Source organism: Paenibacillus sp. ATY16, from assembly GCF_003399985.2.
Taxonomy (GTDB): domain Bacteria; phylum Bacillota; class Bacilli; order Paenibacillales; family Paenibacillaceae; genus Pristimantibacillus; species Pristimantibacillus glycanilyticus.
The window spans coordinates 151,912-164,780 of sequence record NZ_NMOK02000023.1 but is presented as its reverse complement, the minus strand read 5'-3'; the positions used below and the strand labels follow the sequence as shown (position 1 = coordinate 164,780).

Sequence of the window (12,869 nt, the reverse complement as noted above, 5' to 3'; positions counted from 1 at the left end):
AGATGCTTCGCGCAGTCGATCGAGTCTTGAGGAGGAACGGCTATGGATATCCTACAAATTGTTATCGTGATCGGCATTCTAATGCTGATTGCCAAACCGCTCGGGAATTATATGTACCACGTATTCTCGAACGAATCAAATCGAACGGACAAGATATTCGGTCCAATTGAAAAACCGATCTTTTGGATCATTGGGCTGAAAAACAGGACAGGGATGAGCTGGAGAAAATACGCTATCAGTTTCGTTCTTACCAATGTCGTGCTAGTCGCCGTCAGTTTCGTGTTGCTGCGCGTACAAAACGGACTTCCATTAAATCCGAACGCTATCGGAAATATGGAGCCGACGCTCGTCATGAATACGGTAATCAGTTTCATGACCAATACGAATCTCCAGCATTACAGCGGTGAAACCGGGTTAACGTATTTCTCGCAGATGGCGGTCATCATGATGATGATGTTTACGTCTGCAGCGACAGGTCTATCGGTTGCGGTAGCTTTTGTCAGAGGGATCACCACCAAGGGCAATACGCTCGGCAATTTCTTCGAGGATTTTGTTAAAGCACACATAAGAATTTTTTTCCCGCTGGCCATTCTTGTCACCTTGGTGCTGGTTGGCCTGCATGTGCCACAGACGCTTGATCCGACTTTGTCGGTAACGACCCTGGAGGGCGTGACTCAGCAAATCGCAATAGGGCCGGTGGCATCGCTGGAGTCCATCAAACATCTGGGAACGAACGGGGGCGGGTTTTTCGGAGTGAATTCGGCGCATCCGTTCGAAAATCCGAACGGAACTACAAACGTCATCGAGATTTTATCGATGTGGGCGCTTGCGGCCGGACTTCCTTTTATGTACGGCAGATTTGCCAAGAACAAGAAGCAAGGCTGGGTGATCTTCTCGGCTATGATGATCTTGTTCCTCGTATTCCTCACGATTGCCTATACGGCTGAGAAAAGCGGCAATCCATTGCTGAGCGGGCTTGGAATCGACGCGTCGCAAGGCAGCATGGAAGGAAAAGAAGTCCGCTTCGGCATTGCCCAGTCTACCTTATTTACGACCGTGACGACTGCGGCGACAACGGGGACGGTTAATAATATGCACGATACGCTCACACCGCTTGGCGGTTTAGTCCCACTTGCCGAAATGATGCTGAACGTCGTGTTCGGTGGCAAAGGTGTCGGATTGGTTAACATGCTCATGTACGCTATTCTCGCCGTGTTCATCAGTGGCTTGATGGTCGGCCGGACACCTGAATTCCTCGGACGAAAAATCGAATCCCGAGAAATGAAACTGATCGCAATCGCCATTTTGACGCATCCGTTCATCATCCTCGCGCCGACGGCGATCGCTTTCCTGACCGACCTGGGCAAAGGGGCGATTACGAACCCCGGCTATCACGGAATTTCACAGGTGTTGTATGAATTTACGTCATCTGCAGCCAACAATGGCTCCGGTTTCGAGGGCTTGGCAGATAATACGCCGTTCTGGAATATCTCGACTGGCCTGGTCATGTTCTTCGGCAGGTATATCTCCATGATAGCATTGCTGGCGGTTGCCGGTTCGATGAACCGCAAACAATGGGTGCCGGAGACGCTCGGCACGTTCCGGACGGACAATGCGTTATTCACCTTCTTATTGATTGGTACCATCATTCTGATCGGTGCACTGACCTTCTTGCCGGCCATCGTTCTGGGTCCGATCGCCGAGCATTTGACTATCCGCTAATGGAAACGGGGCGAAACCGCAATGAACGATAAACGTAAGAAAAGCTTATTTTCGGGACCGATAGTGTTCCAAGCGATTAAAGCAAGCTTCATTAAACTGAATCCTGTCAGCATGATGAAAAATCCGGTCATGTTCGTCGTTGAAGTCGGTACGTTAGTCGTGCTGCTAATGACGATATTCCCTGGATATTTCGACTCGGAAGACCGTATCGGTTTTAATTTGACCGTGTTCTTGATTCTTCTGTTCACTGTACTTTTCGCCAACTTCGCAGAGGCGCTGGCGGAGGGCAGGGGCAAAGCTCAAGCCGATACGCTTAAGAAGACGAAAAAAGAAATTACAGCCAACAAGGTCGTCGGCAGCGCAGTCAAGACGATTCCCTCCACTGAGCTTCGCAAAGGGGATATTGTCATCGTAAAGCAAGGCGAGATGATTCCTGGTGACGGGGAAGTTATTGAAGGCCTGGCTTCTGTAGACGAGTCGGCGATCACCGGGGAATCCGCGCCGGTCATTAAGGAGGCGGGCGGTGATTTCAATTCCGTTACCGGAGGTACCAGGGTTGTCAGCGACAGTATCAAGGTGCGGATCACTAGCGATCCCGGAGAGACGTTTATCGATCGGATGATCTCTCTAGTGGAAGGCGCGAAGCGGCAGAAAACGCCGAACGAAATCGCGCTGAATACGTTGTTAATCAGCTTGACTCTTATTTTCCTTATTGTTGTCGTAACGCTTGGTCCGATCGCATCCTACGTCGACGTCGAGTTGGAGATTCCTGTTCTGATCGCACTGCTCGTCTGTTTGATCCCGACGACGATCGGAGGTTTGCTGTCAGCGATCGGCATCGCGGGGATGGACCGGGTCACCCAGTTTAACGTGCTCGCGATGTCCGGGAAAGCAGTCGAAGCCGCCGGCGACATTAACACGATGATACTAGATAAAACAGGAACGATTACATTCGGTAACCGGATGGCGAGCGAAATTGTCCCCGTCGGGAAAGCAAACGGCGATGATACAGCCGCATGGTCAGCGATCGCTTCGCTGCATGACGAAACGCCGGAAGGTCGTTCGGTGCTCGATTGGATGAAAAGAAACAGCAAATCATACGATATCTCGCTTGGCGATGGTGGAACCTTCGTGGAGTTTAGAGCTGAAACTCGGATGAGCGGCATCGATTTGAAAGACGGACGTCAGGTTCGTAAGGGGGCCGTCGACTCTATTCGCAAATGGGTCATAGCCCAAGGTGGGACGATTCCTGACAATTTGGGTAAAGAAGCGGACCGCGTCGCTTCACTGGGCGGTACTCCGCTGGCGGTAGCCGTTGATAAGGAAATATTCGGTTTGATCTACTTGAAAGACACGGTAAAGCCCGGTATGCGGGAGAGGTTTGATCAACTTCGTGCCATGGGTATTAAAACAATTATGTGTACAGGTGATAACCCGCTGACAGCGGCGACTATTGCGAAGGAAGCTGGGGTCGACGATTTTATCGCAGAGAGTAAGCCAGAAGATAAGATCGCGGTCATCCGCCGCGAGCAGGCTGAAGGCAAACTTGTGGCCATGACAGGCGACGGAACAAACGATGCTCCGGCACTAGCGCAAGCTGACGTTGGACTTGCGATGAACAGCGGGACGACGGCAGCCAAAGAGGCGGCCAACATGGTCGATCTGGATTCGGACCCATCTAAAATCATCGAAGTGGTAGCCATCGGCAAACAACTGCTGATGACCCGCGGTGCCTTGACCACATTCAGTATCGCTAACGACATTGCAAAGTATTTCGCGATCATTCCGGCGATGTTCATGCTGGCGATTCCGGAGATGAAGGCATTGAACGTCATGGGCCTCGGTTCGCCGTTATCGGCTGTGCTGTCCGCTCTTATTTTCAACGCGATCATTATTCCATTGCTCATTCCATTGGCAATGAGAGGCGTTGCTTACCGTCCGATGAAAGCTTCGCGGCTGTTGAGCCGAAATCTGCTCGTTTATGGACTAGGCGGCGTAATCGTTCCGTTCATTGGAATCAAAATAATTGACCTGATCGTTCATGTATGGATTTAAACCGCTGAATACTCGTCATACAAAAGAATCGAAAAGGAAGAAGGAATCAACTATGTCGACCATAACGAAAGACGGCCAAGCGGAGAGTTCCTCCGTCGGCTCGATATTGTGGATGGCCTTAAGAATGAGCATATTGTTTATTATCCTGTGCGGTATTGCTTATCCGTTCATTAGCACGGGATTAGCACAGCTTCTGTTTCCCGCACAGGCAAATGGAAGCTTGTTAAAAGACAAAGAGGGGAACGTCGTCGGCTCCGAATTGATTGGGCAAGCCTTCACGGATCCAAAGTACTTCCAAGGTCGTGTCTCCAGTATCGATTATAAGGCGGAGGCGTCCGGCTCCAACAACTACGGACCTTCCAACCCTGATATGCTGGAACGTACGAAAGCTTCGATCGAGCAGTGGAAGAAGGACAATCCCGACGTTCCCATCGATCAACTTCCGATTGCCTTAATCACCAACTCGGGCTCCGGCCTCGACCCGCATATTACGCCGCAGTCTGCGACCGTGCAAATTCCGAGAATTAGTAAGCTGACCGGCATTTCGGAACAGGAGCTGCAGAGCCTGGTGGACGAATATACGGAAAATCGGGACCTTGGTATTTTCGGTGACAAACGGGTCAACGTACTAAAGATTAACCTTGCATTGAGAGAAGCTTTAAAATAAGGAAATTAAGCCCTATTCGCAAAACGATTGCGGATAGGGCTGATCCGTTGTCTGAGAGGTGTTTCATTTGGCAGTCGCACAGGTCAACCGAACTTCTATTTATTATGAGACGCATGGAAACGGCTTCCCTATATTTTTTATTCATGGACACGGATTAACACATGAGATGTTTAAGCTGCAAATAGATTTTTTTTCAAAAGAGTATCAAGTGATCGTGTGCGATCTTCGGGGAAACGGAAAATCCGGCAAACTTACACAAGCTCGTAGCGATATCATCGAAACGCAATGCCTCGATCTTATTTTGCTGATGAACGAGCTTCGCATCGGCCAAGCAGCTTTCGTCGGAGTATCCTACGGAGGGTTGATCGTACAGCATCTGGCCAAGCATTATAAAGAACGGGTACATTCGATTATTATCGCCGACAGCTTCTGCAGGATCGAATCTTCGACCTTGGCTGGCAAGCTGCAGTTGGCCGCTGCCTATTGCAGTTGGCTGGTCTACTTCTCCCCTTGCGAGTTGATGCTTCCGGCTATCCGCTTGTCTTATCAGAGATGGAGTCAGGCATACAGCGAAGTTAGAAAAGGCATGCTCGACAAGCGACCTATCGAGTTGTACAAACAAAGACTGGCGGCAAGTCAAGCCGATTATTCCGAGCATCTGAAAACGATAAACCAGCCGGCTCTCTGCTTAGCCGGAGACTTCGCCTCATTCGGTATCGATTGCATGAAGGGGGTCGTTACGCGATTGCCGGGAGCACGCATGGAAATTATTCCGGATGCTTGCGATCCGAGTAATTTGTGCCAGCCTGACGTTTTTAACAAACTTGTCCGGCAATTTTTAGCGGAACAGTTAAAATGTCAAGAAGAGAGTACGGCCGGAGAGAGGAGGTTCGGGTAGTTGTCGACGTATAGACGGAAAACGCCGGAAGAAATCTTGTATTCCATTTCAAAGCTGCATCGGGGTCGTCTGAAAATCATCATCGGGTCGGTTAGTGGTGCCGGAAAAACGTATCATATGCTGCAGGAAGGCAATCTGCTAAAAAAACAAGGCATTGACGTTGTCATCAGCGCCGTTTCCACGATGCAGCGGTTTGAAACGGTGCAGCAGACATTAGAATTGGAAAGGGTACCAAGCATCCATTGGTTGAAGGACGGCAAGGAGCAGAAGGATTTACCGCTGGACGACATCTTGGCTCGGAATCCGGAAGTTCTGCTTGTGGACGGCCTAGCTCACCGCAATCGCAAGGACGCCAAATTTCAGACGCGTCTCGAAGATATCAAATATTTAATGAGTCATGGAATAAGCATCATTACCACAATCAATGTCTACGAGTTGGAAAGCGCGGACGAGTTCGTCTATCGAATGACCGGGATCCGTGCGGAAGAAACGGTGCCCTCCGATACGCTGGAATTGGCGGACGAGGTAAGGCTGATAGACGTATCTCCCGAAACGATGCTGAAACGGATCGATGAGGGGATTCTTGGCGACAAGACGCATCCGGCGATTTCCCGCCGGGGCAATCTTGGCGTTCTTCGCGAGCTAGCACTAAGGTTGATGGCCGAAGGCGTAAATGATTCTCTGGAGAAACACCGGGAGGAGCTTGGGCTCGTTGGACCATCCGGCGCAGCGGAACGGATACTCGTGTCCGCTCAATATCACTGGAATGGATCTCTTCATGTACGCAGAGGCCAGCAAATCGCCAAGAGACTTAACGGCGAATTAATCGTCGTGACCTTCGTATCGTCAAAGCAGAGCTTAACGCAAAATCAGCTCCAGTTTAAAAATTCTATCAAAAAACTAGTTAATAAAGTCGACGCAACTTTTGAGGAACTTCCCTTATCCCGTGCTAGAAAGTTGCCCGGGATGCTGGTCCGTTATGCCGTAGCACGCAAGGTGACCCGAATCGTCATGGGCCACTCGAATAAAAACCGTTGGCAGGAGCGTTGGCAAGGTTCCATCGTGAACCGGGTGCTAAGACGGGCGCGTAACATCGACGTATTCGTCATGGTAGACCGCGCAGAGCACGAAGGGGAAAGGGTATTACCAATCAAAGCCAAGCCTGAACAAAGCAGTGACTCGTTCCGCCGACTAACCTCTTCAGAGATCGAGAAGAAAATCGAAACGATTCGGCACGGTACCTTCAAAGTGTATATCGGTGCGGCACCCGGCGTTGGGAAAACCTATAAAATGCTGCAAGAAGGCAACGCTCTTCTGAATAAGGGTATAGACGTAGTTATTGGCTTGTTGGAAACACATGGTCGAAAGGAGACGGCAGAACAAGTAGGTACGCTAATGACGGTTCCGCGAGCGAAGATAAACTACCAGTCGGCCGTCCTTGAAGAAATGGATACGGACGAGATCATTGCGCGGCATCCTGAGGTTGTGCTGGTCGACGAGCTGGCACATACGAACGTGCCAGGCAGCCGGAACAAAAAAAGATACGACGACGTTCTCCGTCTGCTGGAGAGCGGGATTTCCGTCATTTCAACCGTTAACGTGCAGCACCTTGAAAGCCTAAACGACGCGGTAGAGCAGTTGACTGGCGTTCGCGTCCGGGAGACGGTGCCGGACGCGATACTGAGGATGGCGGACGAGGTCGAGTTGATCGACGTCACGCCACAAATGCTGCAGCAGCGCATGAGGGACGGCAAAATTTATGCCATGGAGAAAATCGATCAAGCACTCGGATCCTTTTTCAAAATCGGTAATTTGATCGCACTTAGAGAACTTGCGCTCCGAGAAATCGCGGACGACGTGGACGAGCGATTGGAAGCGTGGAACCAGAATAATTCGCTGCGAGGGCCATTGAGAAGGCGAGAGGTGATTTTCGTTTGCGTTGATTTGAGTCCGCGATCCGAAAGATTAATCCGGCGCGGATTCCGCATTGCGCACCGCTTGAAAGCGGAATGGCATGTATTCTACGTTAATAGCAGCGCGAGGATGTCGGAAGAGGATCAGAAGCGGCTGGATACGTTAAAGCAATTGTGCGAACGCTTGGGCGGCAAGATGGAGACGGCTGAATGTGCTAGTCGTAAAAGGATAAGGGAAACGTTGCTTCGACGGATCAACGAGGTTCAAGCGACTCAGCTCATCATCGGCCAATGCCGAAGACCGCTCTGGTACACGCTTTTCAAAGAGACCGTCGTGCATTATATGCTCCGTGCAGCTCGACACACGGACATATTAATCGTAGCGGATTTCGATCCAACGGCTACAGAATGATGTTTTTCTTTTAATCGGAATAATACTTTGGAATTCGAAACGCTTGAATTCATACTCTGCGCGGCTTTATTGCCGCTGTGACATGAGAGCAATAGATAATGCAGAATAATCCCAAGACGAAAGTCCAGAATAAGACAAAGGCAGCTGATCACTCATCAGCAGCCTTTTTTTATTGAATTAATGAATAGGGAACTAAAAATGGAAAAATTCGTGAAAACATGCGATTGACAAATACATCTACTGCGTGATACTTTATAGCTGTAGTAAGTAACACTGCATACCTGTCATACAGAATAGCAAGGAGTGATTGTGCTGGAAAACCTAACAGAAATGCTTAAAGGTGTGCTTGAGGGCAGCGTTCTTGAAATTATAAGCCGTAAAGAAACCTACGGCTATGAAATCACACGGCAGCTGAACGCATTCGGTTTCACAGATGTTGTAGAGGGAACGGTGTATACCATCCTGATCCGGCTTGAAAAAAATAAATTGGTGGAGATCACTAAGAAGCCTTCCGACATGGGACCACCGCGAAAGTTTTTCGCAATCAACGATGCGGGGCGCGTGGAATTAAAGAGGTTTTGGGAAAAATGGGAGTTCGTTTCATTAAAAATGAACGAGTTAAAGGAGTGGGGAAAATGAATTTTTGGGAAAAGATTACTGGCAGTGACATGACTAAAGAATTCAAAGCATTTGACTCGCGGGTCAAAAATCTGCCTGCTGATTATCAAGCGGCATGGAAGGAAATTAATTCTAATATTTGGCCGCACTCCGATTTCACCGGTCGTAACCTCATGCCAATTCTTGACGGTGTGCTTGGCTTGCTCGAAGAAACGGCGGCGGATGGTCAGAGTGTTCAAGAGGTGCTGGGTGAGGATATCAAAGGCTTCTGTTTAGCACTAGCTGGCGAAGAAGGGGCCATGTCATATCGCGACAAGTGGCGCAAGCAACTCAACAATAACATCGCCAAAAAATTAGGTAAATAGGAGGGTGAAAATGAGAATACGAGATATTATCGAGGGCAAAAAAGAGTGGAAAGCGCATGTGGCGCGAGTCAAAGCGCTCCCGCAAGATTATCAGATTGTTTATAAAGAGATTCAAAAATATCTCTTCAAAGTCGGTCCAGTAGAGCTAACCGAAGGGACGGGGTTGCTCTCGGGGATTATCGATCTTTTCGAAGAGGGCGCGGCGATGAGGAAAGGCGTGCTTGAAGTGACTGGCAGTGATGTAGCAGCTTTCTGCGATGATTTAATCAAAGATTCCAAAACTTTCGCTGATATCTATCAAGAATCTGTTGCCAAGAAGGTAAAAAAACATGAATAGGTTACGAGTGGACCAAAGTATTGGGGGGATATCGGGATGGAAAAAGCAATTGAAGTAAAAGGTCTGCGAAAGTCTTTCAAGGACACAGATGTCCTGAAGGGTGTCGATTTTGAAGTGAAGCGAGGTGAGATTTTCGCCCTGCTTGGCTCCAACGGCGCCGGCAAGACGACGATTGTAAGAATCCTTACCACGCTACTCAAGCAGGACGGAGGAACCGCCACCATAAATGGATTTGACGTTGCATCAAAACCTGACAATGTGCGGCACGCAATCAGTTTGACCGGACAATTTGCCGCCGTTGACGAGATTTTGACTGGACGAGAAAATCTTATCATGATCGCCAAACTGCGACACCTGAAAAACCCGCGTCATGTCTCGGACGATTTACTCAATCGCTTCAGCTTGAGTGACGCCGCCGACCGAAAGGTGTCCACCTATTCGGGTGGTATGCGCCGCAGGCTCGATATTGCCATGAGCCTGATCGGAAAGCCACAGCTTATTTTCCTCGACGAGCCGACAACAGGCCTTGATCCCGAGGCACGTATTGAGGCTTGGAAGATTGTCAAAGAGCTTGCCAACGGTGGCACAACGGTATTCTTGACCACTCAATATTTGGATGAGGCTGAACAACTGGCCGATAGAATTGCGATTTTGCATAAGGGCAAGATTATTGCCAATGGCACCCTTGAGGAACTGAAAAAATTGTTCCCGCCAGCAAAGACTGAGTATGTGGAAAAACAACCTTCATTAGAGGAGATATTCCTCGCAATTATTGGTAAGAAGGAGGAGAAATAACAATGAATGCGCATTTTTTCAGTGACATGAGCGTGATGCTTGGACGTTCTATGCGCCATATTTTACGAAGCATGGACACCATTTTCACGGTTTGCATTACTCCAATTGCAATGATGCTGCTGTTCGTCTATGTGTTTGGTGGAGCAATCCAAACGGGTACGGATAACTATGTGAACTATCTTTTGCCTGGCATACTGCTTATGGCTATTGCTAGTGGGGTAGCCTACGTGGCTTACCGCCTGTTTTTGGATAAGCAACGGGGCATTATTGAACGATTCCACTCCATGCCTATTGCACGTTCTACTGTGCTGTGGGGGCACGTGCTGACCTCAGTGGTATCCAACGTTATCTCGGTTATCGTTATCATTCTCGTAGCACTCATTATGGGCTTTCGCTCGTCGGCAGGAGTACTGTCTTGGCTAGCTGTAGCCGGTATACTCGTGCTGTTTACACTGGCTTTGACTTGGGTCGCGGCGATTGCCGGATTGTCTGCGAAATCAGTGGAAGGTGCTAGCGTGTTTTCTTATCCCTTAATCTTCCTGCCGTTTATCAGTTCTGCCTTCGTGCCGACTGACTCGATGCCGAAAGTTGTTCGTGCCTTCGCCGAAAACCAACCGGTAACCTCTATCGTAGAAACTATCCGCGCACTATTATCAAGTCAACCGGTAGGTAATGATATCTGGGTTGCTTTAGCGTGGTGCATAGGGATAATGATTATTGCATATCTATTTGCGGTACGCGCATACAAACAGAATGCTGCTTAATGCTTTTATGCTTTTCTTACCTATGGCGAAAAGTTTGTCAACTTCAGGCGTCCCGTGGACCGCAGCTTCACATCAACGCTTCTCCAATATTCAAAGGTAGCCGGATTAAATTGGCTACCTTTTTTCATGCGGTATAACCATATCAAAAAGTTGAATTACATATTGAGCACGGGGCATTCTATTGTAAAAAGCAAACAATTAGTGCGGTTTCTAATGTAATAAATCAAATGATCTTAAATAAGGAAAGGTGGTGTTAAATGTATGTTATCATTCCTTCGGAAATCCCATTGGTCGCCTCCCCGTATTTTGGCTACCGGCTTTGCGGCAATCATTTTACTGGGTGGATTCCTTCTGACGCTGCCATTTACATCTCGAAACGGTACCACGACTCCTTTTATCGACGCCGTCTTTACAGCTACGTCGGCGACATGCGTAACTGGACTTGTCACGGTTGATACCGGAAGTCATTGGTCGATTGCAGGACAGATCATTATTGCAACTCTCATTCAAGTCGGCGGACTCGGCTTCATGACGATGTCAACACTGTTTGCAATCGTGCTTCGAAAGCGGATTACCCTCAAAGAACGTCTAATTATGCAGGAGGCCTTGAATCAAGGCAGTATAGAAGGAATCGTGCGTTTAATTCGAAAAGTTCTTATCTACTCACTCTCAATTGAACTGGTAGGTGCAATCTTACTAACAGTTCGATGGTCGTTCGATATGCCTTTAGGGAAAGCTGTATTTTTCGGGATTTGGCATGCCATCTCCATGTTTAATAATGCAGGCTTCGACTTGTTTGGGCAATTTGGAACTCCTTTTGTAAGCTTTACTGGCTATGTCGAAGATCCAATAGTAAATTTCGTCGTTATGGGGCTCATCATTCTTGGAGGTATCGGTTTTATTGTTATGTCAGATGTAATCGATTATCGTTTGCGCCGGAAACTTTCGCTTCATTCCAAGGTTGTGTTGTCCATGACGACATTTCTTCTTATTATTGGCACAATCGTCATTTTTGTGTTCGAATTTACGAATCCGAAGACTATTGGAGCACTAGATTGGGACGGGAAAATATGGGCATCCTTTTTTCAGTCGGTGGCTCCGAGAACTGCCGGCCCTAATACAATTGATTTGGCAGCTTTAAGGCAAGCTTCACAGTTTTTCATCATTCTTCTGATGTTTATCGGGGCTTCACCAGGATCAACAGGCGGCGGGATAAAGACCACTACATTCGCAACACTAGTCGGTGCGGTAGCCGCGATGATACGCGGAAAGGAAGACATCGTGATGTTTAAGATGCGGCTGCATCGAGAACGCATTTTTAAAGCTTTAACCATTACGATGTTATCGCTTACGCTAGTTGTCTTTGTAACGATGGCCCTGTCGACAACGGAAGAACATCCATTCATGATGATATTGTTCGAAACGACTTCAGCTTTCGGAACAGTCGGCTTATCTCTTGGTCTCACGCCACAGTTAACTGTAATGGGCAAAATATTAATCAGTCTCACGATGTTCGCGGGCAGGCTTGGTCCTCTGACTTTAGCTTACGCTCTTGGACCGCGCGCTGAGAAAGAGCTGTACCGATATCCAGAGGGGAAAATTACGATTGGTTAGGGGATATGCATCTTATGAAACAAGGACAGTTTGTGGTTATCGGATTAGGCCGTTTCGGCTCCAGCCTCGCTAAAGAGTTAATTGACCTTGGCTTTGAAGTATTGGGTGTCGACAAGGATGATGAGGTGGTTCAAGACATGAGTAATATTTTAACTCATGCAGTCGTTGCGGACAGCACGGATGAGGAAATGCTCAGATCGATTGGCGTACGGAACTTCGATTATGGCGTTATTGCGATTGGTGATGATATCCAGTCCAGTATTATGACCGCTATTTTGTTGAAGGATCTGGGTATTAAGCAAGTCGTAGCTAAAGCGCTAAGTGAGCTGCATGGCAGGGTTCTTGAACGGATTGGGGTTGATCGAATCGTATACCCGGAACGTGATATGGGCAAGCGAGTCGCAAATCAACTTGTATCGCCAAATATGCTCGACTATATCGCGTTATCCAAAGAATATACGATTGCGGAAATGGCTGTGCCGAGTTGCTTGAATGGAAAAACGTTACAACAATTAAATCCAAGAGTAAAATTTGGTTTCAGTATTTTAGCCATTAACAAACCAGATGGTGTAATCATTGCACCGTCAGCGATGGACGTCCTAGAAGAGAAGGATATCATGGTCGTCATAGGGAAGGACGAACAAATTGAGAATTTTCAAGAAGAAGTACTACGCTAAAATTACTCATGATAAAGGAGGGAGCTAAGGCG

Annotated in this window: 12 protein-coding genes; all 12 read left to right on the top strand. The window is 48.2% G+C overall.

Going from position 1 to position 12,869, the window contains the following annotated elements:
• Positions 1-42 precede the first annotated feature (42 nt).
• On the top strand, positions 43-1,722 hold the full coding sequence (gene kdpA, locus CFI03_RS13585) for a potassium-transporting ATPase subunit KdpA (protein ID WP_248757636.1): 1,680 nt from the start codon (positions 43-45) through the stop codon (positions 1,720-1,722).
• Positions 1,723-1,743: 21 nt separating this feature from the next.
• Positions 1,744-3,777, top strand: coding sequence for a potassium-transporting ATPase subunit KdpB (kdpB, locus tag CFI03_RS13580; RefSeq protein ID WP_248757635.1), 2,034 nt, complete (start codon positions 1,744-1,746; stop codon positions 3,775-3,777).
• Positions 3,778-3,829: 52 nt separating this feature from the next.
• Positions 3,830-4,444: a potassium-transporting ATPase subunit KdpC gene (gene kdpC / locus CFI03_RS13575; protein ID WP_248757634.1), complete on the top strand. Its 615-nt coding sequence runs from the start codon at positions 3,830-3,832 to the stop codon at positions 4,442-4,444.
• A 58-nt stretch (positions 4,445-4,502) separates the two neighbouring features.
• Entirely contained in the window at positions 4,503-5,342 is an 840-nt protein-coding gene (locus CFI03_RS13570; RefSeq protein WP_349292474.1) for an alpha/beta fold hydrolase, read from the top strand.
• Positions 5,343-7,667: a universal stress protein gene (locus CFI03_RS13565; protein ID WP_248757632.1), complete on the top strand. Its 2,325-nt coding sequence runs from the start codon at positions 5,343-5,345 to the stop codon at positions 7,665-7,667.
• A 330-nt stretch (positions 7,668-7,997) separates the two neighbouring features.
• Positions 7,998-8,306 carry a PadR family transcriptional regulator gene (locus tag CFI03_RS13560; RefSeq protein WP_283094531.1) on the top strand — a complete coding sequence of 103 codons (309 nt, stop codon included), beginning with the start codon at positions 7,998-8,000 and terminating at the stop codon, positions 8,304-8,306.
• A complete protein-coding gene (locus tag CFI03_RS13555) occupies positions 8,303-8,650 on the top strand; it encodes a DUF1048 domain-containing protein (protein WP_248757631.1) in 348 nt (115 codons plus the stop codon). Before CFI03_RS13560 ends, CFI03_RS13555 begins: the two co-directional genes overlap by 4 nt.
• A 10-nt stretch (positions 8,651-8,660) precedes the next feature.
• Positions 8,661-8,987: a DUF1048 domain-containing protein gene (locus tag CFI03_RS13550; protein WP_248757630.1), complete on the top strand. Its 327-nt coding sequence runs from the start codon at positions 8,661-8,663 to the stop codon at positions 8,985-8,987.
• Between the two features lie 36 nt (positions 8,988-9,023).
• A complete protein-coding gene (locus CFI03_RS13545; protein WP_248757629.1) occupies positions 9,024-9,782 on the top strand; it encodes an ABC transporter ATP-binding protein in 759 nt (252 codons plus the stop codon).
• A 2-nt stretch (positions 9,783-9,784) separates the two neighbouring features.
• Positions 9,785-10,546, top strand: a complete 762-nt coding sequence (locus CFI03_RS13540) for an ABC transporter permease (RefSeq protein ID WP_248757628.1) — start codon at positions 9,785-9,787, stop codon at positions 10,544-10,546.
• A 261-nt stretch (positions 10,547-10,807) separates the two neighbouring features.
• Complete coding sequence (locus tag CFI03_RS13535; RefSeq protein WP_248757627.1) at positions 10,808-12,160, top strand: TrkH family potassium uptake protein; 1,353 nt, start codon at positions 10,808-10,810, stop codon at positions 12,158-12,160.
• Positions 12,161-12,174: 14 nt separating this feature from the next.
• Positions 12,175-12,837: a potassium channel family protein gene (locus CFI03_RS13530; protein WP_248757626.1), complete on the top strand. Its 663-nt coding sequence runs from the start codon at positions 12,175-12,177 to the stop codon at positions 12,835-12,837.
• The last annotated feature ends 32 nt before the right edge of the window (positions 12,838-12,869 follow it).

Bases quoted from the DNA above. Each gene is read 5' to 3' on its own strand.
- CFI03_RS13545 (WP_248757629.1), top strand. From the start codon at position 9,024: ATGGAAAAAGCAATTGAAGTAAAAGGTCTGCGAAAGTCTTTCAAGGAC.
- kdpB (WP_248757635.1), top strand. From the start codon at position 1,744: ATGAACGATAAACGTAAGAAAAGCTTATTTTCGGGACCGATAGTGTTC.
- CFI03_RS13550 (WP_248757630.1), top strand. From the start codon at position 8,661: ATGAGAATACGAGATATTATCGAGGGCAAAAAAGAGTGGAAAGCGCAT.
- CFI03_RS13555 (WP_248757631.1), top strand. From the start codon at position 8,303: ATGAATTTTTGGGAAAAGATTACTGGCAGTGACATGACTAAAGAATTC.
- CFI03_RS13535 (WP_248757627.1), top strand. From the start codon at position 10,808: ATGTTATCATTCCTTCGGAAATCCCATTGGTCGCCTCCCCGTATTTTG.
- kdpA (WP_248757636.1), top strand. From the start codon at position 43: ATGGATATCCTACAAATTGTTATCGTGATCGGCATTCTAATGCTGATT.
- CFI03_RS13530 (WP_248757626.1), top strand. From the start codon at position 12,175: ATGAAACAAGGACAGTTTGTGGTTATCGGATTAGGCCGTTTCGGCTCC.
- CFI03_RS13540 (WP_248757628.1), top strand. From the start codon at position 9,785: ATGAATGCGCATTTTTTCAGTGACATGAGCGTGATGCTTGGACGTTCT.
- kdpC (WP_248757634.1), top strand. From the start codon at position 3,830: ATGTCGACCATAACGAAAGACGGCCAAGCGGAGAGTTCCTCCGTCGGC.
- CFI03_RS13560 (WP_283094531.1), top strand. From the start codon at position 7,998: ATGCTTAAAGGTGTGCTTGAGGGCAGCGTTCTTGAAATTATAAGCCGT.